The following is a 20624-nucleotide window of genomic DNA, read 5'->3' as shown; positions in this document are numbered from 1 at the left end:
CTACTCGGACCACCGGTCGTCCTCCCCGGCCACCCGGATCACCCTGCTCACCCAGATCACCCGGATCACCCGGATCACCCGGGGCGGAACGTCTCGGGCCCGGGACGCTCCAGCGTCACCGCGAGGACGTTCTCGCGCGGATACCCGATGTCGGTCGGGCGGACCCTGACCGCGTCCGCCGCCGCCTCGACGATCACACACCGGTACCACTCCCCCTCCTCCAGGAACAGCCAGGGACCCATCAGCGCCTCCAGCCCGGACCGGTGAACCTCCTCCAGCGCGTCCGCCTCCGGACGGGGCTCTCCCAGCGGGTAGCCGAACACGGTCAGGGGCTCCCACCCCTCACCGGAGGGGCGGACGAAGCCCAGCAGGGCGCCGTCGTCTTCACGTCTGATCTCTCGCATGTTGACATCATACTCAAACTTGAATACAAATTTGAGTATGTCCTCCACCCGCACCCTGCTGCTCGGCGTCCTGCTCGACGGCCCCCTGCACGGCTACGAGGTACGGCGCCGCCTCGAACTCTGGGGCGCCGACACCTGGGCCAACGTGGCCTACGGCTCGATCTACCACGGCCTGGCCAAGATGGCCGAGGAAGGGTTGCTGGAGGTCGTCGAACAGGGCAGGGGCGGCAAGACCGTCTACGGCGTCACCGAGGCCGGGCGGGCCGACTTCCACCAGCAGCTGATGAACAGCTGGTGGTTCGTGAAGCCGATCATCGACCCCTTCCAGGTCGCGCTCACCTTCATGGACCGGCTCCCCACCGCCGACCTGGTCAACGCCATGGAGGCGAGGGTCGAGCAGCTGCGGGCGTCCATCTCGATGATGGAGCGCGCCCTCGGCGGCAAGCAGGCCTACGGGGCCCCCCGGCACGTCGACGAGTGCCTGCGGCTCAACATCCGCCAGTTCCAGGCGCAGCTCGACTGGATCGAGGAGACCGTCGGCGACGTCAGGTCCGGCAAGCTGCCCTGAGCCCCGCCCGCGCCGTGTACCGGCGCACCGGAGCGGCCGGAGGATCACCGGACCGCAGGACCGGCCGGGTCCGCGTGACCGCCCCCGGCCCCCCTTCCGCACCCCCACACGACGGAGAGTCATGATCATCGAAGCGCACGACCTGCGCAAGACCTTCACCGCCCGGCGCGGCAGAGGCGCCCCCCAGGAGGTCGAGGCCGTCAAGGGCGTCGACCTGTCCGTCGCCGAGGGCGAGATCTTCGCCTTCCTCGGCCCCAACGGCGCGGGCAAGACCACCACGATCCGGATGCTCGCCACCCTGGTGACCCCCACCTCCGGCACCGCCCGGGTGGCGGGCCACGACGTGGTCACCGAGGCGGCCAGGGTCCGGGAGAGGATCGGTTACGTCGGCCAGGGAGGCGGCGTGGACGAGAACGCCCCCGGCCGCGACGGCCTGATCCTCGCCGCCCGGATCGGCGGCCTGTCCCGCGCGCGGGCGAAGGCCCGCTGCGAGGAGCTGCTGGCCGCCTTCGACCTGGCCGAGCTCGCCGACCGGCCCGTACGGACGCTCTCGGGCGGGCAGAAGCGCAGGTTCTCCCTCGCCCTCGGCCTGGTCAACCACCCGCCGCTGTTCTTCCTCGACGAGCCGACCACCGGCCTGGACCCGCAGAACCGCGCCCACCTGTGGGACGAGGTGCGCTCCCTGCGCGAGCGGGGCACCAGCGTGCTGCTGACCACCCACTACCTGGAGGAGGCCGACGCGCTCTGCGACCGGCTGGTCATCATCGACCACGGCCGCGTCGTCGCGGAGGGCACCCCCGCCGAGCTCAAGAAGGAGGTCGCGGGCGACGTCGTCACGCTCCGCCTCGACCGGCTCCCCGAGGCCCGGACGCTCCTGGACGCCGAGCCCTACGTCAGGGAGGTCCGCCAGGAGGAGGACGTCCTGCGCGCCTACCTCGACGACGGGGAGCACAACCTGCCCGCGCTGCTCCGCGTCCTGGAGGCCGGCGGGCTGCCGATCCGGTCGATCTCCCTGGACCGGGCCACGCTCGACGACGTGTTCCTGCGCCACACCGGCCGCTCCCTGCGCGACGCGAACTGAACGACGAGGACCCCCATGTTCCGACACACGATGCTGTTCCTGGGCTACGAGCTCAGGGCCACCCTGCGCAATCCGGTCTGGCCGCTGTTCGGCCTGCTGCAGCCCGTCCTGTACCTGCTCCTGTTCGCGCCGCTGGTGGCCAACACCGGTGTGGGCGGCACCATGGCCGACACGCTGCGGATGTTCACCCCCGGTGTGATGATGATGATCGCCCTGTTCGGCTCGCTCTTCGTGGGCTTCGGCATGATCGGCGAGATCCGCAACGGCTACCTGGAACGGCTCGCCGTCAGCGCCGCCCGGCGTCCCGCGATCGTGCTGGGCCGCAGCCTGCGCGACATGATCGTGCTGGTCGTCCAGGCGCTGCTGGTGATCGGGCTGGCCGCGCTGATGGGCATGCGGGCCAGCCTGCCGGGGCTGGCGCTCATGCTGGTGCTGATGGCCGCCACCGGGCTGCTCGCCTCCGGCCTGTCGTACGGCACGGCGCTGGCGTTGCGCGACGAGAACGGCATGTCGCAGATCATGCAGTTCTTCGCGATGCCGCTGATCCTGCTCACCGGCATCATGCTGCCCATGTCGCTGGCCCCCGACTGGATGCGGGTGGTCGCGCAGTTCAACCCGCTCTACCACGCGGTCGAGGCGGGCCGGGCGCTGTTCGCCGGTGACTTCTCCGACGGCTCGATCCCCCTGGCCTTCGGTCTCGTCCTGGCCCTGTCCGCGATCAGCCTGCGCTGGTCCGTCGGCTCGATGAGGCGGCTCGCGGGGTAGGGCGGCGCACCCGGCCGGCCCCGCGACCCCGGCCGGCCCCGCCGATCCGGCCATCCGGCGGGCCCGGTCGGCCGGCGGGCCCGGTCGGCCGGCGGGCCCGGTCGGCCGGTTCAGGCGGGACGGCCGGAGCGTCAGCCGAGGTGCTCGGTGAAGACCCGCGCCTGCTCGGTCATCCGCTCGTACTCCTCCAGCCGGGCCTGGGTACGCAGCGGCGCGGCGTCGGCCATGGCCTCGACCAGCACCATGGCCAGGGCCAGGGGCGCCGCGTGCGAGTCGAAGACGAGCCGCTCGCCCACGGGGGCGGCCAGGACCACGTCCGCCTCGAACGGCACGTCCTGCCGGTCGGTGATCACGGCGACGCGCAGGCCCAGCTCGCGGGCGGCGAGGAGGGCCCGCACGGCCTCGGCCGGGTAGCGGGGCAGGACCACCGCCAGCAGCCAGCCGGCCCCCGCCCGGCGCGCGGCGTGCAGGCCGTCGGCCAGTTCCGACCCGCCGTGGGTGAGCAGGCGGACGTCGGGGTGGATCCGGCGGGCGAAGTAGGCGAACGTGGTGGCCAGGCCGCTGGAGACCCGCAGGCCCAGCACGGGCAGGGGTTCGCATCCGGCCAGGGCGGTGCCCAGTCCCACGAGGTCGGAGGGGTCGGCCAGCGCCTCGCGTACGCTCCGCAGGTTGTCGATCTCCGCGTCGATCGCGGCCTGCAGGCCGTTGGACCGCGACGGGCTCCGCCCGCCCACGACCAGCGGCCGCAGCGCCTGCCGGAGCTCGGGGTAGCCCGCGAAGCCGAGCACCATCGCGAACCGGGTCACCGACGGCTGGCTCACCCCGGCGCGCTCGGCGAGCTCCACGCTGGACAGGAAGATGGCCTCGGACAGGTGGTCACCCAGGTAGCGCGCGATCCGCCGCTGCGCGGGCGAGAGCCGCCGCCCCTCCAGAAACCGGTCGAGTCCCTCCGCCACGCCCCCTCCAACCGCTCGGTGACCCACCCGCATTCCCCTCCCGCCCCACGGGCCTTCCCCCGCCCCGCTCGCGTACCCGGCCGGGACGCCCGCGTGTCCCCGCCGGGCGCGGCGTCGTCCCGCCCGGCCGGCGGGACTCGTGGCCCGGACCGTCAGGACTCGCGCATCGGGACGCGCACGCCCCGCTCGGAGGCCACGACGGCGGCCTCGTCGTACCCGGCGTCGACGTGACGGATGACCCCGGTGCCCGGGTCGTTGGTGAGGACCCGCTCCAGCTTCTCGGCGGCGAGCCGGGTGCCGTCGGCGACCGTGACCTGGCCGGCGTGGATGGAGCGGCCGATGCCGACCCCGCCGCCGTGGTGGATGGAGACCCACGCGGCGCCGGAGGCGACGTTCAGCATGGCGTTCAGCAGCGGCCAGTCGGCGATCGCGTCGGAGCCGTCGGCCATGCCCTCGGTCTCCCGGTACGGGCTCGCGACGCTCCCGCAGTCGAGATGGTCGCGGCCGATCACCAGCGGGGCCTCGATCTCCCCGGAGGCGACCATGTCGTTGAACCGCTCCCCGGCCAGGTGGCGCTCGCCGTAGCCGAGCCAGCAGATGCGGGCGGGCAGGCCCTGGAAGTGGACCTTCTCCCCCGCCAGCCGGATCCACCGGGCGAGCGGCTCGTTGTCGGGGAACAGCTCCAGGATCGCGCGGTCGGTCCTGGCGATGTCGGAGGCCGACCCCGACAGCGCGGCCCAGCGGAACGGCCCCTTGCCCTCGCAGAACAGCGGCCGGATGTAGGCGGGCACGAAGCCGGGGAAGTCGAACGCGCGCGTGTAGCCCGCGAGCCGCGCCTCCCCCCGGATCGAGTTGCCGTAGTCGAAGACCTCGGCTCCGGCGTCCTGGAAGCCGACCATGGCCTCCACGTGCGCGGCCATCGACTCGCGCGCCCTGAGGGTGAAACCGGCCGGGTCCTTGGCGCGCTCGTCGGCCATGTCCTCGAAGGCGACGCCGGCCGGCAGGTACATGAGCGGGTCGTGGGCGGAGGTCTGGTCGGTGACGACGTCGATCTCGGCGCCCCTGCGCAGCAGCTCGGGCACGATCTCGGCCGCGTTGCCCTCCACGCCGATGCTCAACGGCTCGCGCCGGTCACGGGCGTCGTACGCCAGGCGCAGCGCCTCGTCCAGGTCGGCGGCGCGGACGTCCAGGTAGCGGTGCTCGATGCGCCGGTCGATCGACCGGGGGTCGCAGTCGACGCAGATCACGACGCCGCCGTTCATGGTCACGGCCAGCGGCTGGGCGCCGCCCATGCCGCCCAGCCCGGCGGTCAGCGTGATCGTGCCCGCCAGGCTGCCGCCGAACCGCTTGGCGGCGACGGCGCCGAAGGTCTCGTAGGTGCCCTGCAGGATGCCCTGGGTGCCGATGTAGATCCAGGAACCGGCGGTCATCTGCCCGTACATGGTCAGCCCGGCGGCCTCCAGCCGCCGGAACTCCTCCCAGTTCGCCCAGTCGGGCACCAGGTTGGAGTTGGCGATGAGCACCCGCGGGGCCCACTCGTGGGTGCGGAACACGCCGACGGGACGGCCGGACTGCACCAGCAGCGTCTCGTCGCCCTCCAGGGTCGTCAGGGTGCGTGTGATCGCGTCGAAGGACCGCCAGTCGCGGGCGGCCTTTCCCGAGCCGCCGTAGACGACGAGCTCCTCCGGATGCTCGGCGACCTCGGGGTCCAGATTGTTCTGGATCATGCGGAGCGCGGCCTCCTGCGGCCACCCCTTGGCGGTGAGCGTGGTACCGCGCGGCGCGCGCACAACCCTGCTGCCGGTCATGCCCGACCTCCCCATCGGAGATGAATGAACGCATTCATACTTGGTCACGCGGGGACCGCGGGTCAACCCAGGGACGGGGTGCCGCGGGCAAGCGCGCCCACGACACCCCTGGTGGTAGCCGTAACGATCGTCACGCCCCGGCTCTCGTCCCGCACGGACGGGGTCGGGAGATCGAATGCGGCGCGCGCCCGATGGGCGCCCCGGTGCGAAGGAGAGGCTTCGCACTGGCGGGATGCCCGGTTCACCGGACGGCGAATCAACTCGCCGGACCAATGTCCGCATTATTCTTTTTGGACGATATTAATTTGCACAACCGAGCCGATGACCGTGCGATGCGTTCACCCGCCGCCCCGCGCGGCCGGTCGCGCGGGGCGGCGGGCCGGGCGGGGCGACGGGGACGGCCGGGGCGCTCAGGTGGGCAGCAGGAACTGGGTGGCGGCCAGCTCACGGTAGAGGGCGTCGTCGGCGAGCAGCTCGTCGTGGGTGCCCACGGCCCGCACCCGGCCGGCCTCCATGACCACGATCCGGCCGGCTCCGGTCACCGTGGAGAGACGGTGGGCGATCACCAGGACGGTCGTCTCCGACGCCACCTCTGCGATCACCTCGCGCAGCCGCAGCTCGTTGACCGCGTCGAGCTGGGAGGTGGCCTCGTCCAGCAGGAGCAGCCGGGGGCCGCGCAGCAGGGCCCGGGCGATGGCGACCCGCTGGCGCTCGCCGCCGGAGAGCATGATCCCACGGTGCCCGACCCTGGTGTCCAGACCCTCGGGGAGGCGGGAGACCAGGTCCTCGAGGTGGGTGCGGGCGAGCACCCGCCTGATGGCGGCCTCGTCCACATCGGGCGCGGCGAAGACCAGGTTCTCCCTGAGGGTGCCGTCCAGCACCGGCGCGTCCTGCTCGACGTACCCGAGGCAGGCGCGCAGCTCGGCCAGCGGCCAGTCCTCGATGTCGCGGCCGTCGATCCTGATCGACCCGGCCTGCCGCTCGTAGAACCTCTCCAGCAGGGAGAAGACCGTGGACTTGCCCGCCCCGGAGGGGCCCACCAGCGCGGTCAGGCCGCCCGCGGGCACCTCGAAGGAGACGTCGTCGTGGACGACCGGCCGGTCGCCGCCGTAGCGGAAGGCCACCCCCTCGAAGACGACGCCGGCCGGCTCCCCTCCCGCCCGGTAGACCGCGCCGTCCGCCGCCTCGGCGGGCAGCTCCTCGATCTCGCGGATCCGCTCGGCCGCGGCCAGGCCGTTTTGCAGCTGCGTGACGCCCTGGACGAGCTGGCCGATGGGGGCCACCAGGTAGAACAGGTAGAGCAGGAAGGCGATCAGCGAGGAGACCTCCAGCGAGCCGGAGGCGACGCGGGCACCGCCCACGCCGAGCACGGCCACGAAGGCGAGCTGCGCCGAGACCCACGCCGAGATGCCGGCGATGGAGTTGAGCCAGGCGACGGCGATCCCCCGGTCGCGCGCCTCGCGGGCCGCCGCGCCCACCGTGGCGATCTCCCGTCCCTCGGCGCCGCTGGCCTTGACCGTACGGAACGCCTGGAGCACCCGGTCCAGCACCGCGCCCATCTCGCCGACCGCGGCCTGCGCCTGCACGGACGCCTCCCGGATGCGGGGCATGATCAGGCCGACCATCCCGCCGACCAGGACCAGCACGCCGAGCGTGATGAGGAGCAGCAGCCCGTCCATGATCGCCATCAGCACGATGGCGCCGATCAGCATGAACACCGAGCTGACCATCTCGACCACGCCGTTGGTGAACACCGCCCGCAGCAGCGTGGTGTCGGAGGTGACCCGGGACATCAGGTCCCCGGGCTTGAGCCGGTCGACCTCCGACACCCGCAGCCGCAGGATCCGGTCGACCAGGCGGCGGCGGGCCGAGAAGACGATGCCCTCGCCCATCCGCTCCATCACGTAGTTGCCCAGCGCGCCGATGGCCGCGCCCGCGATCACGGCGGCGGTCAGGCCCAGCACCGGGCCGAGCAGGGAGCCGCGCTCGCCGAAGGCGTCGATGACCGCCTTGGCCAGCAGCGGCATCGCGAGCCCGGCCAGCGAGCCCACCAGGGTGAGCGTCCCGCCCAGCAGCAGTGCCCGGCGGTGCGGCCGTACGTAGTCGACCAGCAGCCGCCAGGACGCGGTCTCGGGCAATGCGACCCCCTCTGAAACGACATGATCGGCCTTCGGCCGCCCTTCCTGTCTACCGCGCATGTGCTCACTCCGGGCGTTTCGTCCTTGTCCCGCGGACGGGAATCGATGGCGTCAACATAAGTTGACTGAGCGGGTGTCGTCAACTTCAATTGACACAAAGGGGTGTGGACATGGACGTGGACACACCGGACACGGGCGTGGACGCGCAGGTGGGCGCGCCGGACGGGGAGGTGGGCGCTACGGGACGGTCAGGAGCGCGGCGCGGGGTTCAGGACCAGGCAGGCGTTGCTGCCCCCGAAACCGAAGGAGTTGGACAGCACCGGGGCGGCGGGGACGGGCCGGGGCTCGCCGTGGACGATGTCGAGGAGGTCGGCCTCGGGGCCGCCGGTGAAGTTGGCGGTCGGCGGGACCAGCCCCTCCCGGGCCGCCAGCAGGGCGATGACCGCCTCCAGCGCCCCGGCGCCGCCGACGAGGTGCCCGGTCACGCCCTTGGTCGAGGTCACGACGGGCCTGGCCCCGTCGAAGCAGGCGTGCAGGGCCGCGGCCTCGGCGCTGTCGTTGTGCGGGGTCGAGGTGCCGTGCGCGTTGACGTGACCGATGTCGGCGGGACCGAGCCCGGCGTCGCGCAGGGCCGCGCGCATGCACTCGGCCGCGACCGAACCGTCCCGCAGCGGCGCCACGATGTGGTTCGCGTCGCAGTTGGCCCCGTACCCGGCGACCTCGCCGTGGACGCGGGCCCCACGCGCCCGGGCGAGGTCGGCGCGCTCCAGGACGAGGAACGCCGCCCCCTCCCCCATGACGAAGCCGTCCCGGTCGGCGTCGAACGGCCGGCACGCCCGCGCGGGCGCGTGGGTCCGCTCCGACAGCGCGCCGACGCGGGCGAAGGCGTGCATGGCGAGCGGGGAGAGCAGCGCGTCCAGACCGCCGGCGACCGCGGAGTCGACCACCCCGGAGCGGATCGCCCGCAGCGCCTCGCCGATCGCGGTGGCCCCGCTGGCGCAGGCGGTGTTGAAGGTCAGGCAGGGGCCGCGGAAGCCGTACCTGATCGCGATGCGCGAGGCGGTCGAGCTGGACATCAGCGACGGGACCGCGTGGACGGGGACCTTCTCCCTGCCCAGCGTGTGCCCCACGATCAGGTTCTCCAGGGTGGCGAACCCGCCCCCGCCCGTGCCCAGGTAGACCCCGCACCTCTCGCCGGGCAGACCGCCGTCGACGACGACGCTGCCGCCGCTGCCACCCCTGACGCCGCTGACGCCGTCGACGCCGTCGACGGCGGCGTCGGTGACGGCGTCGATCGCCGCGGCGAGACCGATCCGGGCGGTACGGTCGAGCGTCCTCAGCTCACGCTCGCCGAAGTAGTCGAGCGGCTCGAACGGCGCCAGCGGGCACCCGATCGTGACCGGCACCCCCGCGTCGGCCAGCCCGGGGATCTCGGTGGCGAGCGAGGCGCCCGCGAGCACCGCGGCGAGGACGTCCGCGGTCGTGTTGCCCGCCGGGCTCTTGACGCCCATCCCGGTGACGACGACCCGCGTCACCGCGCCGTCACCATGCCGTCACCGCGCCCGTCACCGCGCCCGTCACCGCGCCCGTCACCGCGAGGCCAGCGCGGCGTGCAGGACGCCCGCCATGTCGGCCACGGTCCGCGCACCGGCGAAGTCGGCCGGGTCGAGCTGGACGCCCAGCTTCTCCTCGATGATGACGGAGATCTCCACCCATTCCAGGCTGTCGATCTGGTGGTCGGCGATGGAGGCGCCGGGCTTCACCTGGTCGCTCGGCACGCACAGGACCTCGGCGATCGCCGAACGGACGACGGACGTGGCTGAATCGAGGCTGGTCATTCGCCCACCCTTAAGAGATCGGTCCACTTACGCCCCTGCAATGCCTCCGGACTATAGCCAAACAGACATATATTCTGTCTATGTACGATCATGCGGAATTCGCGAGATTTCCGCTCATGAAGTGACGAGTAATTGGGCCCGGACAGCCGAAAACCGGCGTCCCGCCGACGCGGAGTCGGCTCCGAGGCGAGCCCGTCGGCGGGACACCGGTGATCCGGTGCGGTGGATGGGGGTCAGCGGCGGCGGGCGCCGTACTCCTTGCGCATCTCCGCGACGGTGTCCAGGATCTCGTCCTGGGTCTTCAGAAGCTTCGCCTCGGCCTCTTCGGTCCTCGCCTCGGCCACCAACCGGCGGTTGCCCGTCCGGCTGCCCAGCTTCAGCTTGGCCTTGGCCTTCATTTCTCGCAGGTTGAGCTTCTCCATGAGACCCATGATCAGCACTCCTTCGGCAGAGAGGACCTTCGACTGCCCGGCGCGAGACCGAGTATGCGTCCCGGATGTCCCCGCTTCTCACCGGCGTCCCGGTGGTCACTCCTCTCACCGGGAATCCCGGTGGCCACCACTTCCGGCCCGGGTGCCGGTGCGGCGTGTCCGGTGCCGCGCATCGCGGTGCCGCGCGTCCGGCATCGCCACCGATACCGCGTGTCCGGTGCCCCCGTCAGTCGGGGTCGGGAACGTCGTCGTACTCCACGTCGCCCTCCTCGGCGCGGCGCAGGCCGATGTCCTCCACCCAGGCGCGGGCGAACCGGCGGATCCCGGCGATCCGCTCCCCGTCCACCCCGTAGGCCTCGAAGTCCTCGTCGGCGATCAGGTCGACGAACTCCAGCCTCATCACCAGCTCGGCGAGCGAGAACTCCTCGTTGTGCAGGCGGGCCAGGTGTTCCAGCTCGCGGAAGCCGTACAGGTGGGAGACCGAGGCGATGTCGATGACGTCCCGGGCGAGGCTGCGCTCGTGCAGGGCCCGCATCTTCAGGCCGACCGCGTCGTCCAGGGAGACGACGGAGAGGTCGCCGACGATCACGGGCTGTTGCTGGAAAGCCTCCCGGAGCAGGTCGAACTCGCAGCTCTGCTCGGTCACCGGGTCGCTGACCACGAGGCGGCCCATCCTGGGCGTGACCTCGGTGAGGGTGACCTCCAGCCCGGCCCGCCGGAACGCGTCGGCCATCCCCTCGGCGACCTCGGGCAGCGGCGTCTCGGCGGCGGTGGCGAAGTCGAGGTCGTTGCTCGGGCGTTCGGTGAAGCCGTGGGCGTTCATCGCGTAGCCGCCCGCCAGGACCAGGCCGAACCGGGCGCAGGCCGGCAGGGCGGCCTCCAGCATCCGCTGCTGGAAGGGAGGCAGGATCACCGCGGCCGTCCCGGCGCCAGGGCCTCGCGCCCCAGCGCGGTGATCTTGGTTTCCCAGGCCCTCCGGTAGCTCGGCCCGATGCCCCGGCGCAGGGTCGGCCAGTCGGCCAGCAACAGGTCGGCGTTCAGGTAGGACTCGGCGTCGGAGCGGCCGCCCCCGGTGATGACCGTGCGGTACAGGCTCATCCGCAGCAGCGGGTTCACCAGGTCGTACTCCGTCAGCCCGGACCAGCCCAGGTGCCCGGGCAGGGCGACCTTCCCGGTCGCCGGGCCGCGCAGGTCGGTCAGCGATTCGGGGACGCGCTGCTCCACGCCGTCCCAACGGGAAGGAAGCCTACTCACGCCCTCCAGTATGCCCGCCTCCGGCGCGTGGGTACCGGCAAGCGCGCCGCCCGCCGACGCGCCGTGCGTCACACGGCCGGTTCGGTCACGGAGGCGGTGGAGTGCGGCCCGGTGGCGGCGTGGGATCCGGTGGCGAGAACGGCGGGAACGGCGGGAACCGCGGCGCGAGGTCCGGCGGCGCGGGGGTTCAGCGGCGGGAGCGGCGGCGCGTGGAGGGCAGGTCGTGGCGGCCGGAGAGGAACTCCTGGAAGGCGATCTTGGCGCGGATCACCGGGCGGCGCCAGCGCTCCTCGCGGCGCTCGGCCCTGGCCAGCTTGTGGGGCCGGGGCCGCCGGGCGCCCGGGGCGAGGAACCAGTGGGCCCAGGGCGAGCCCGGCCTGGCCAGCCGCAGGGCGCCCGGCACCAGCAGGACCGGCAGGAACAGGCCCGCCAGACCGGTCCAGAGCTTGCCCTTGAGCAGCGTGATCACGGCGAGCCCGAGGTTGACCACGATGAAACCGGCGGTCAGCCAGGCGCCCAGCGGGGTGCCGTCGGAGTCCCCCCAGCCCAGGGGGCGCAGGCCAAGCAGGAGCAGGCCGGTGATCGCGACGGCGATGAAAACGGCGTCGACCGAGGCGCGGCCCTCCTCCTCCCAGTAGACGTCCCGCAGGTGCAGGATGAGCGCGAACTCGTCGAGGATCAGGGCGGCCCCGACGCCGAAGACGGCCGCCGTCACCGCGTACCAGCCGTCGGAGACCCCGGAGACGATGAGGCCGGAGACCCCGCCCAGCAGGGTCAGCACCACGCCGAACACCACGTGGTGGATGTGCATCTCGCCGACGTTGACGTTGCCGAACCAGCCGACCCTGGCGCGGATGAGGCGCACGTTGACCCTGGTGAACAGGAAGGCGGCGATCAGCGCGACGAAGAAACAGAACAGCGGCAGCCGCCCTGTGTCCATGATCCGTTCTTGGAACAAATCTCCCACCGAATCGTCAGGCTACGCGAGAACCTCGCGGTGTCAGGCGAGGAAGCCGCGCAACAGGGCGCCGGTGCCCCGCAGGTGCTCCTCGACGGCCCGGCGCGCGGCCTCGGGGTCCCGGGCCAGGATCGCCGCCACGATCGCCGCGTGCTGCACCGCGGCGTGCTCGATGTTGCGCTGCAGGATCGGTATCGCGTCGAGCAGGTCGGTGATCCGCAGGCGGGCGTCGGCGCAGGAGGCGGTGAGCAGCGCCGAGCCGGTCAGCTCGGCGATGGACAGGTGGAAGGCCGTGTCGAGGCGGCGGTAGTCGCCGGGGCCGGCCGAGTTGACCGCGTGCAGCCGCTCCCGCAGGGCGTCGCGGCGCTCCCGGGTCAGTTCGACGGTGGCGAGCACCTGGGCCGCGCCGCACTCCACCGCCATCCTGAAGGCCAGGGCGTCCTCCAGGTCGTCGGTGCCCATGTCCACGACGGCCCGGCGCAGCTCGTCCTCCTGGCGCGGGCGGGGCGGGGCGTAGGTGAGGAACGCGCCGCCGTACCTGCCGCGGCGTACGCTGAGATAACCGGCGTCCTGCAACGCCCGGATGGCCTCGCGCAGGGTGACCCTGCTGATGCCGAGCCGGGCGGCGAGCTCCCGCTCGGGCGGCAGTTTCTCGGTCACCAGGCCCAGCTTGATGACCTGGAGCAGCCGCTCCACGGTCTCCTCGAACGCGTTGCCCGCGCGCACCGGCCGGAGCACGGTCAGCAGCCGCGACACCTCGTCCACATCTCACCTCCGGCCCTTGACAAGGCTCCCCTCGCTGCACGTCAATGGTCTAACACTAGCCCAATAGGACTCCGGCGAGGAGGGCGCGTGGACATCGACGAGCTTCACGACGAGGTGCGGGCGGGGCGGATCGACACCGTGCTGCTGGCGGTCGCCGACATGCAGGGGCGCCTGCAGGGCAAGCGGCTCTCGGCCCGCTACTTCCTGGAGGAGGTGCTCGGGCACGCCTCGGAGGGCTGCAACTACCTGCTGGCGGTCGACGTGGACATGAACACGGTCGACGGCTACGCGATGTCCTCCTGGGAGCGCGGCTACGGGGACTTCACCATGAGGCCCGACCCGTCCACCCTGCGCCGCGTGCCCTGGCAGGACGGCACGGCCCTGGTGATGGCCGACCTGCTGTGGGAGGACGGCTCCGACGTCACCGCCTCGCCCCGGCAGATCCTGCGCCGCCAGATCGACCGGCTGGCCGGGCGCGGCTGGCGCGCGTTCGTCGGCACCGAGCTGGAGTTCGTCGTCTTCGCCGACACCTACGAGGACGCCTGGCGCCGCGGCTACCGGGACCTGACCCCCGCCAACCTCTACAACGTCGACTACTCCCTCCTCGGCACCGCCCGCGTCGAGCCGCTGCTGCGCCGGATCAGGCTCGGCATGGAGGGCGCCGGGATGTACGTCGAGTCGGCCAAGGGCGAGTGCAACCTGGGCCAGCACGAGATCGCCTTCCGCTTCGGCGAGGCCCTGGCCGCCTGCGACGACCACTCGATCTACAAGAACGGGGCCAAGGAGATCGCCTCCCAGGAGGGCATGTCGATCACCTTCATGGCCAAGCCCAACCACCGCGAGGGCAACTCCTGCCACATCCACATCTCGCTGCGGGACGAGGCCGGGGAGCCGGTCATGGCCGGGTCCGGGGAGGGGGCCGGACAGCACGGTCTGTCGGCGGTGGGCGAGCACTTCATCGCCGGGCAGCTCGCCCTGATGCGCGAGCTGACCCTGCTGTACGCGCCGAACGTCAACTCCTACAAGCGCTACGTCCCCGGCAGCTTCGCGCCCACCGCGGTCAGGTGGGGGGTGGACAACAGGACCTGCGCACTGCGCCTGGTCGGCCACGGCCCGTCGCTGCGGATCGAGAACCGGGTGCCCGGCGGCGACGTCAACCCCTACCTGGCCGTCTCGGCGCTGATCGCGGCCGGGCTGCACGGCGTCGAGAACGAGCTGCCGCTTGAGGAGGCGTTCGCGGGGAACGCCTACTCGTCGGGGGCGGAAACGGTCCCGCACACGCTGCGGGACGCGCTGGAGCTCTGGGAGGGCTCCTCCTTCGCCCGGGACGCCTTCGGTGAGGACGTGGTGGCCCACTACGCGAACAACGCCCGGGTCGAGCTGGCCGCCTTCGACGCCGCCGTGACCGACTGGGAGCTGTTCCGGGGATTCGAACGGATGTGAACGTGAAGATCATCAATCCGGCGACGGAAGAGGTGCTCGCCGACATCGAGCCCGTGGACGCCGCGGAGGTCGACAGGGCGGTGGAACGCGCCGGGCGCGCCTACGCGGCCTGGCGGAGGGTCTCCCCCTCCGACCGGGCCCGCCTGCTGCGCCGCTTCGCCGCCCTGGTGCGCGAGCACGCCGAGGAGCTGGCGCTGCTGGAGGTCGCCAACTCCGGGCACACCATCGGCAACGCCCGCTGGGAGGCGGGCAACGTCGCCGACGTCCTCGACTTCTACGCCGGGGCGCCGGAACGCGATCACGGCCTGCAGATCCCGGTGCCCGGCGGGATCGACGTCACGTTCAGGGAGCCGCTGGGCGTGGTCGGCGTGATCGTGCCGTGGAACTTCCCGATGGTCGTCATGACCTGGGGGGTGGCCCCGGCGCTGGCGGCGGGCAACACCGTGATCGTCAAGCCCGCCGAGTGGACGCCGCTGACCGCGCTGCGGGTGGCCGAGCTGGCGCTGGCCGCGGGCCTGCCAGAAGGGGTGCTGCAGGTCCTGCCCGGCGAGGGGGAGGTCGCGGGCGCCCGGCTCGTCGAGCACCCCGGCGTGTCGAAGATCGTCTTCACCGGGTCGACCGAGGTCGGCAAGGAGATCGCCGCCGTCTGCGCCGGACAGGTCAAGCGGCTCACGCTGGAGCTGGGCGGCAAGAGCGCCAACGTGGTCTTCGCCGACGCCGACCTGGAGAAGGCCGCGGCGACCGCGCCGTACGCGGTGTTCGACAACGCGGGCCAGGACTGCTGCGCGCGCTCCCGGATCCTGGTCGAGCGGGGCGCGTACGAGGAGTTCCTGGCCCGGTTCGGCGAGGCGGTGCTGGGCGTCCGCGTGGGCGACCCGCGCGACGAGGACACCGAGATGGGCCCGCTGATCAGCGCCGAGCACCGCGAGCGGGTCGCCTCCTACGTCACCGAGCCACCCCACCTGCGGGGTTCCTGCCCCGAGGGGCCGGGGTTCTGGTACCCGGCGACCGTCCTGACGCCGCGCTCGACCGACGACCGGGCGTTCACCGAGGAGATCTTCGGGCCGGTGGTGTCGGTGGTGCCGTTCGACGACGAGGCCGACGCGGTACGCATCGCCAACGACACCCCCTACGGGCTGAGCGGGTCCATCTGGACCCGTGACGTCGGCCGGGCGCTGCGGACGGCCAGGGCCGTCGAGGCCGGCAACCTCAGCGTCAACTCGCATTCCAGCGTCCGCTACTGGACGCCGTTCGGCGGCTTCAAGCAGTCAGGGCTCGGCCGTGAGCTGGGGCCGGACGCGCTGGCGGCGTTCACCGAGACCAAGAACGTCTTCATCTCCGAGGAGGAGTAGAACGATGCAGCGTCTGCAGGACCGGGTGACCGTGATCACCGGCGCCGGGAGCGGGATCGGCCTGGCCACCGCGCGCCGGTTCGCCGAGGAGGGCGCCCGCGTCGTCTGCGTGGACCTGGACGAGGAGACCGGCCGGGCCGCCGCGTCCGAGGTCGGCGGGCTGTTCGTCAGGGCCGACGTGACCGTCGAGGACGACGTGGACCGGGCGTTCCGGACGGCGTTCGACACCTACGGCAGCGTGGACGTCGCGTTCAACAACGCGGGCATCTCGCCGCCGGAGGACGACTCGATCCTGGAGACCGGCATCGACGCCTGGCGCTGGGTCCAGGAGGTCAACCTCACCTCGGTCTACCTGTGCTGCAAGCACGCCATCCCGTACATGCGGCGCCAGGGCAAGGGCTCGATCGTCAACACCGCCTCGTTCGTGGCCGTGATGGGCTCGGCGACCAGCCAGATCTCCTACACCGCCTCCAAGGGCGGGGTGCTGGCCATGTCGCGCGAGCTGGGCGTGCAGTTCGCCCGCGAGGGCATCCGGGTCAACGCGCTCTGCCCGGGGCCGGTGAACACGCCGCTGCTGCGGGAGCTGTTCGCCAAGGACCCCGAGCGGGCCCAGCGCCGCCTGGTGCACGTCCCGCTGGGGCGTTTCGCCGAGGCGTCGGAGATCGCCGCCGCGGTGGCGTTCCTCGCCTCGGACGACGCCAGCTTCATCACCGGCTCGGAGTTCCTGGTGGACGGCGGCATCTCCGGCGCGTACGTCACCCCGCTGTAGGGGAGTCCCGGCCGGCCCGGAGCCACCGGGCCCGGCCCCGTGAGAGCAAGGCAAGGCGAGAGATCATGTCCCGTCCCGTCATCGGCATCACCTGTTACGTCGAGCCCGCCCGGTTCACCGTGTGGGAGGCGACGGCGGCGCTGCTGCCCTACGACTACGTCGACCACGTGGCCCGCGCGGGCGGGCAGCCGGTGATCCTGCCCCCGGCCGGCGACCCCGCGCCGCTGGTCGAGCGCCTGGACGGGCTGATCCTGGCCGGTGGCGGGGACGTCGGCCCGGAGCGGTACGGGCAGGAGCCGCACGCGAGGACCGGCTACGTCCGGCCGTTCCGCGACGAGGCCGAGCTGGGACTGGTCCGCGCGGCGCTGGAACGGGACCTGCCCTTCCTCGGCGTCTGCCGGGGCATGCAGATCCTGAACGTCGCCCTGGGCGGCACCCTGCACCAGCACCTGCCCGACGTGGTCGGCCACTCCGGGCACGCCCCGGCCCCGGGGAGTCACGGCAGGATGCCCGTGCGCCTGGCCCCCGGCGGCCGGACCTCGAAGATCTTCGGGGCCGGGACCGTGGACGTGGCCCACTACCACCACCAGGCCCTGGACCGGCCGGGCGAGGGCCTGACCGTGACCGCCCACGCCGAGGACGGCACGATCGAGGCCGTGGAGCTGGACGACCACCCCTTCGCCGTCGCCGTCCAGTGGCACCCCGAGGCCGACGACGAGTCGGCCCTGTTCGAGGCCCTGGTCCGGCACGCCGCCCCCTGACCGGTCCTTTCGCCGGACCGGCCCACGGCCCCCTGACCGGCCCGGTCCGGCGCCTCGGACCGGGGAGGGCACCGGGCCCGGCGCGACGGGGGATTCCGCTTCGCCGGTGCGGGCGGTTAGGGTGGCGGTGACACCGATGAATCCCGTGCGGGAGAGCGTCCTGACATCCAGACCAGGACCCCTGAAGGAGCAAGCCCTCCCCGCGAACCTCTCAAGGCAAAGGACCGTGCGGGTAGGTGCTCTCTGGAAAGCAGGCCCCGCGGCCTCGCCGAAGGTGAAAGTCCGGTAAAACCCGGGTGAAACTCTCAGGCACCCATGACAGAGGGGGAGGATGATCTCATCTGTCCCCTGCCTGAGGTGTGCACATGTCCCGATCTACGCCGTTGCGCGGCGTGCACGAGGCTCTCGGCGCGACGCTGACCGACTTCGCGGGCTGGCTGATGCCGCTCCGCTACGGCAGCGAGTCCGCCGAGCACAACGCGGTCCGCCGGGCGGCCGGCCTGTTCGACCTCTCCCACATGGGTGAGATCTTCGTGACCGGGCCGCAGGCCGCCGAGGCGCTCGACCACGCGCTGGTCGGTCACCTGTCCGCGCTGGAGCCCGGCCGCGCCCGCTACACGATGATCGTCGACACCGAGGGCGGTGTGCTGGACGACCTGATCGTCTACCGGCTGGCCCCCACCGAGTTCATGGTCGTCGCCAACGCCTCCAACTCCCCGCGCGTCGCCGCCGAACTGATCGACCGCGCCAAGGGCTTCGACGCGACGGCCGAGGACCGCTCCGAGCGCTACGCGCTGATCGCGGTCCAGGGCCCGCGCTCGGCGGAGATCCTGGCCGGCCTCACCGACGCCGACCTCGACGGGCTCAAGTACTACGCGGGCCTGCCGGCCGTCGTCGCGGGCCACGAGGCCCTCGTCGCCCGTACCGGATACACCGGCGAGGATGGGTTCGAGCTGTTCGTCGCGTCCGAGGACGCCGAGGCGCTCTGGTGCGCCCTCAGCGAGGCGGGCGCGCCGCACGGGCTCATCCCCGCCGGCCTGTCCGCGCGCGACACCCTCCGGCTGGAGGCGGGCATGCCGCTCTACGGCAACGAGCTCTCGGCGGGGCTGACCCCGTTCGACGCCGGGCTGGGCCGTGTGGTGAGGTTTGACAAGCCGGGCGACTTCGTCGGCCGGGCCGCCCTCGAACCCCTCAGGGACGTCCCGCCGGGCCGCCGCCTGGTCGGCCTGGTCTCGAACGGCCGCCGGGTGCCCCGGCGCGGGTATCCGGTGGTGGTCGCCGCCGACGGCGCGGTCGTCGGGGAGGTCACCAGCGGAGCGCCCTCGCAGTCGCTGGGCAGGCCGATCGCCATGGCCTACGTGGACAACGGCCTGGCGTCGGGACTGGCCGTCGACATCCGGGGCAGCCGCGAACCGGTCGAGGTCGTCGCACTGCCTTTCTACAGGAGGACACAATGAGCAGCATTCCCGAGGACCTGCACTACACCAAGGAACACGAGTGGGTCTCCGGAGTGGATGACGGCCTGACCCTCACCGTGGGGATCACCGCCTACGCCGCCGAGGCGCTGGGGGACGTGGTCTACGTGCAGATCCTCCCCGAGGTCGGCAGCACGGTCACCGCCGGCGACACCGTCGGCGAGGTGGAGTCGACCAAGTCGGTGAGCGACATCTTCGCCCCGGTCGGCGGTGAGATCGTGGAGGTCAACCAGGCCGTCGTGGACGACCCCTCGCTGGTCAACGGTGACTCCTACGGGGAGGGATGGCTGTTCCGCATCCGCCTGGAGGGCTCCGCCGACGACCTGCTGTCGCCGGAGGAGTACGCCGCGCTCACCTCGGGTGAGTCCTGAGCCTCCGGCTCACCGGTACCCGGGCCACGCGCGTCCCCGGGCGCGCGTGGCCGCCCCCGCTGGAAGGACTCAGATGACGATCAGCGTCTTCGATCTCTTCAAGGTCGGGATCGGCCCGTCCAGCTCGCACACGGGCGGCCCGATGGCCGCGGCCCACAGGTTCGCCCGCGGCCTGCACCGCGACGGGCTCCTGGAGAAGACCGCCCGGGTGAGCGCCGTCCTGTACGGCTCGCTCGGGCTGACCGGCAAGGGACACGGCAGCGACAAGGCCGTGCTGCTCGGCCTGGCCGGCGAGAAACCCGAGCTGGTCGACGTCGACACGGTCGACGAGCGGCTGGCCGCCATGCGCGAGTCCGGCACCGTCCCGCTCCACGGCTCCCGCGAGATCCCCTTCGTCATCGGCGAGGACCTCGTCTTCGAACGCAAGATCTCGCTGCCCGGCCATCCGAACGGCATGCGCTTCACCGCCCTGTCGGAGTCCGGCGAGACGCTCCGCGAGCGGGTCTACTATTCGGTGGGCGGCGGCTTCGTGGTGGACGAGAACGCCACCGGCGCCGACCGGATCAAGGCCGACGACACGGTCGTGCCGTACCCGTTCGGCACGGCCGCCGAGCTGCTCGCCCAGTGCGCCGAGACCGGGCTGTCGATCTCCGGGCTGATGCTGGAGAACGAGCAGGCCTTCGGCCGCACCGAGGCCGAGATCCGCGAGCGGCTGCTCGGGCTGTGGCGGGTCATGACCGAGTGCGTGAACCGGGGCGTCGGCAAGGAGGGCGTGCTGCCAGGCGGCCTGAAGGTGCGCCGCCGCGCCCACCAGCTCCACCGGCAGCTGCGGAGCGAGACGCAGGAGAAGGACTCGCTGCAGACCATGGACTGGGTCTCGCTGTTCGCGCTGGCCGTCAACGAGGAGAACGCCGCGGGCGGCCGGATCGTCACCGCCCCCACCAACGGGGCGGCCGGCATCATCCCGGCGGTCCTCACCTACTACGACCGCTTCACGCCCGACGCCGACGACGAGGGCGTGATCCGCTTCCTGCTGACCGCGGGGGCGATCGGCGTGCTGTTCAAGGAGAACGCCTCGATCTCCGGCGCCGAGGTCGGCTGCCAGGGCGAGGTCGGCTCGGCCTGCTCGATGGCCGCCGCCGGGCTCACCGAGGTGATGGGCGGCACCCCCGAGCAGGTGGAGAACGCCGCCGAGATCGGCATCGAGCACAACCTGGGGCTGACCTGCGACCCGATCGGCGGGCTGGTGCAGATCCCGTGCATCGAGCGCAACGCGCTGGCCTCGATCAAGGCGATCGCCGCGGCCCGGATGGCGCTGCGCGGCGACGGCCGCCACTTCGTCTCGCTGGACAAGGCCATCAAGACGATGCGCGACACCGGCCGCGACATGCTCGACAAGTACAAGGAGACCAGCCGCGGCGGGCTCGCGGTGAACGTCATCGAATGCTGAACGAGGGCTGAGCGGGGCCGCCGCGACGCGGTCCCGT

General features: G+C 72.3%; 21 protein-coding genes and 2 riboswitches. Of the genes, 10 read left to right on the top strand and 11 right to left on the bottom strand.

Annotated elements, in window-relative coordinates; all coding sequences use genetic code 11:
• Window positions 1-74 precede the first annotated feature (74 nt).
• A complete protein-coding gene (locus AB0G16_RS00875; protein ID WP_362797019.1) occupies window positions 75-404 on the bottom strand; it encodes a hypothetical protein in 330 nt (109 codons plus the stop codon).
• Window positions 405-441: 37 nt separating this feature from the next.
• Between AB0G16_RS00875 and AB0G16_RS00870 the strand changes: the two genes are divergently transcribed.
• From AB0G16_RS00870 to AB0G16_RS00860, 3 genes are all read left to right on the top strand, one after another.
• Window positions 442-972 carry a PadR family transcriptional regulator gene (locus AB0G16_RS00870; protein WP_362797018.1) on the top strand — a complete coding sequence of 177 codons (531 nt, stop codon included), beginning with the start codon at window positions 442-444 and terminating at the stop codon, window positions 970-972.
• Window positions 973-1093: 121 nt separating this feature from the next.
• On the top strand, window positions 1094-2053 hold the full coding sequence (locus AB0G16_RS00865; RefSeq protein ID WP_362797017.1) for an ATP-binding cassette domain-containing protein: 960 nt from the start codon (window positions 1094-1096) through the stop codon (window positions 2051-2053).
• 15 nt (window positions 2054-2068) lie between these two features.
• Complete coding sequence (locus tag AB0G16_RS00860) at window positions 2069-2818, top strand: ABC transporter permease (RefSeq protein ID WP_362797016.1); 750 nt, start codon at window positions 2069-2071, stop codon at window positions 2816-2818.
• 131 nt (window positions 2819-2949) lie between these two features.
• On the opposite strand, the gene AB0G16_RS00855 is transcribed toward AB0G16_RS00860, so the two are convergent.
• From AB0G16_RS00855 to AB0G16_RS00810, 10 genes are all read right to left on the bottom strand, one after another.
• On the bottom strand, window positions 2950-3774 hold the full coding sequence (locus tag AB0G16_RS00855) for a MurR/RpiR family transcriptional regulator (protein ID WP_362797015.1): 825 nt from the start codon (window positions 3772-3774) through the stop codon (window positions 2950-2952).
• A 152-nt stretch (window positions 3775-3926) separates the two neighbouring features.
• Window positions 3927-5582, bottom strand: a complete 1656-nt coding sequence (hutU, locus tag AB0G16_RS00850; protein ID WP_362797014.1) for a urocanate hydratase — start codon at window positions 5580-5582, stop codon at window positions 3927-3929.
• A gap of 410 nt (window positions 5583-5992) precedes the next feature.
• The gene (locus AB0G16_RS00845) at window positions 5993-7720 is read right to left on the bottom strand and encodes an ABC transporter ATP-binding protein (protein ID WP_362797013.1); all 1728 of its coding nucleotides are present in this window, start codon (window positions 7718-7720) and stop codon (window positions 5993-5995) included.
• 248 nt (window positions 7721-7968) lie between these two features.
• Window positions 7969-9255, bottom strand: a complete 1287-nt coding sequence (locus AB0G16_RS00840) for a beta-ketoacyl-[acyl-carrier-protein] synthase family protein (protein ID WP_362797012.1) — start codon at window positions 9253-9255, stop codon at window positions 7969-7971.
• A 54-nt stretch (window positions 9256-9309) separates the two neighbouring features.
• Window positions 9310-9558: an acyl carrier protein gene (locus tag AB0G16_RS00835; protein WP_362797011.1), complete on the bottom strand. Its 249-nt coding sequence runs from the start codon at window positions 9556-9558 to the stop codon at window positions 9310-9312.
• Between the two features lie 233 nt (window positions 9559-9791).
• A complete protein-coding gene (locus tag AB0G16_RS00830) occupies window positions 9792-9989 on the bottom strand; it encodes a hypothetical protein (RefSeq protein WP_362797010.1) in 198 nt (65 codons plus the stop codon).
• Between the two features lie 226 nt (window positions 9990-10215).
• A complete protein-coding gene (locus tag AB0G16_RS00825; protein WP_362797009.1) occupies window positions 10216-10902 on the bottom strand; it encodes a nucleotidyl transferase AbiEii/AbiGii toxin family protein in 687 nt (228 codons plus the stop codon).
• Window positions 10899-11243: a hypothetical protein gene (locus tag AB0G16_RS00820; protein WP_362797008.1), complete on the bottom strand. Its 345-nt coding sequence runs from the start codon at window positions 11241-11243 to the stop codon at window positions 10899-10901. The genes AB0G16_RS00825 and AB0G16_RS00820 overlap by 4 nt, the downstream gene beginning before the upstream one ends.
• 187 nt (window positions 11244-11430) lie before the next feature.
• A complete protein-coding gene (locus AB0G16_RS00815; protein WP_362797007.1) occupies window positions 11431-12183 on the bottom strand; it encodes a hypothetical protein in 753 nt (250 codons plus the stop codon).
• Between the two features lie 60 nt (window positions 12184-12243).
• The gene (locus tag AB0G16_RS00810) at window positions 12244-12966 is read right to left on the bottom strand and encodes an FCD domain-containing protein (protein WP_362797006.1); all 723 of its coding nucleotides are present in this window, start codon (window positions 12964-12966) and stop codon (window positions 12244-12246) included.
• Between the two features lie 87 nt (window positions 12967-13053).
• Here AB0G16_RS00810 and AB0G16_RS00805 point away from each other — a divergent pair, with 87 nt between their 5' ends.
• From AB0G16_RS00805 to AB0G16_RS00775, 7 genes are all read left to right on the top strand, one after another.
• The gene (locus tag AB0G16_RS00805) at window positions 13054-14409 is read left to right on the top strand and encodes a glutamine synthetase family protein (RefSeq protein ID WP_362797005.1); all 1356 of its coding nucleotides are present in this window, start codon (window positions 13054-13056) and stop codon (window positions 14407-14409) included.
• 2 nt (window positions 14410-14411) lie between these two features.
• Window positions 14412-15761: an aldehyde dehydrogenase family protein gene (locus AB0G16_RS00800; RefSeq protein WP_362797004.1), complete on the top strand. Its 1350-nt coding sequence runs from the start codon at window positions 14412-14414 to the stop codon at window positions 15759-15761.
• 4 nt (window positions 15762-15765) lie between these two features.
• Entirely contained in the window at window positions 15766-16530 is a 765-nt protein-coding gene (locus AB0G16_RS00795; RefSeq protein ID WP_362797003.1) for a 3-oxoacyl-ACP reductase, read from the top strand.
• 65 nt (window positions 16531-16595) lie between these two features.
• Window positions 16596-17291 (top strand): gamma-glutamyl-gamma-aminobutyrate hydrolase family protein, encoded by a 696-nt coding sequence (locus AB0G16_RS00790; protein WP_362797002.1) that lies wholly within the window; start codon window positions 16596-16598, stop codon window positions 17289-17291.
• Between the two features lie 138 nt (window positions 17292-17429).
• Window positions 17430-17528, top strand: a riboswitch (glycine riboswitch).
• Window positions 17529-17623, top strand: a riboswitch (glycine riboswitch).
• A 33-nt stretch (window positions 17624-17656) separates the two neighbouring features.
• The gene (gcvT, locus tag AB0G16_RS00785; protein WP_362797001.1) at window positions 17657-18748 is read left to right on the top strand and encodes a glycine cleavage system aminomethyltransferase GcvT; all 1092 of its coding nucleotides are present in this window, start codon (window positions 17657-17659) and stop codon (window positions 18746-18748) included.
• A complete protein-coding gene (gcvH, locus tag AB0G16_RS00780) occupies window positions 18745-19137 on the top strand; it encodes a glycine cleavage system protein GcvH (RefSeq protein WP_362797000.1) in 393 nt (130 codons plus the stop codon). The genes gcvT and gcvH overlap by 4 nt, the downstream gene beginning before the upstream one ends.
• A gap of 73 nt (window positions 19138-19210) precedes the next feature.
• On the top strand, window positions 19211-20587 hold the full coding sequence (locus AB0G16_RS00775; protein ID WP_362796999.1) for an L-serine ammonia-lyase: 1377 nt from the start codon (window positions 19211-19213) through the stop codon (window positions 20585-20587).
• Window positions 20588-20624 lie beyond the last annotated feature (37 nt).

The sequence above is a fragment of the Streptosporangium sp. NPDC023615 genome (genome assembly GCF_040640155.1).
Lineage (GTDB): Bacteria > Actinomycetota > Actinomycetes > Streptosporangiales > Streptosporangiaceae > Streptosporangium.
Note: the sequence above shows the minus strand (reverse complement) of the source record. Positions and strands in the feature narration are given on the sequence as shown.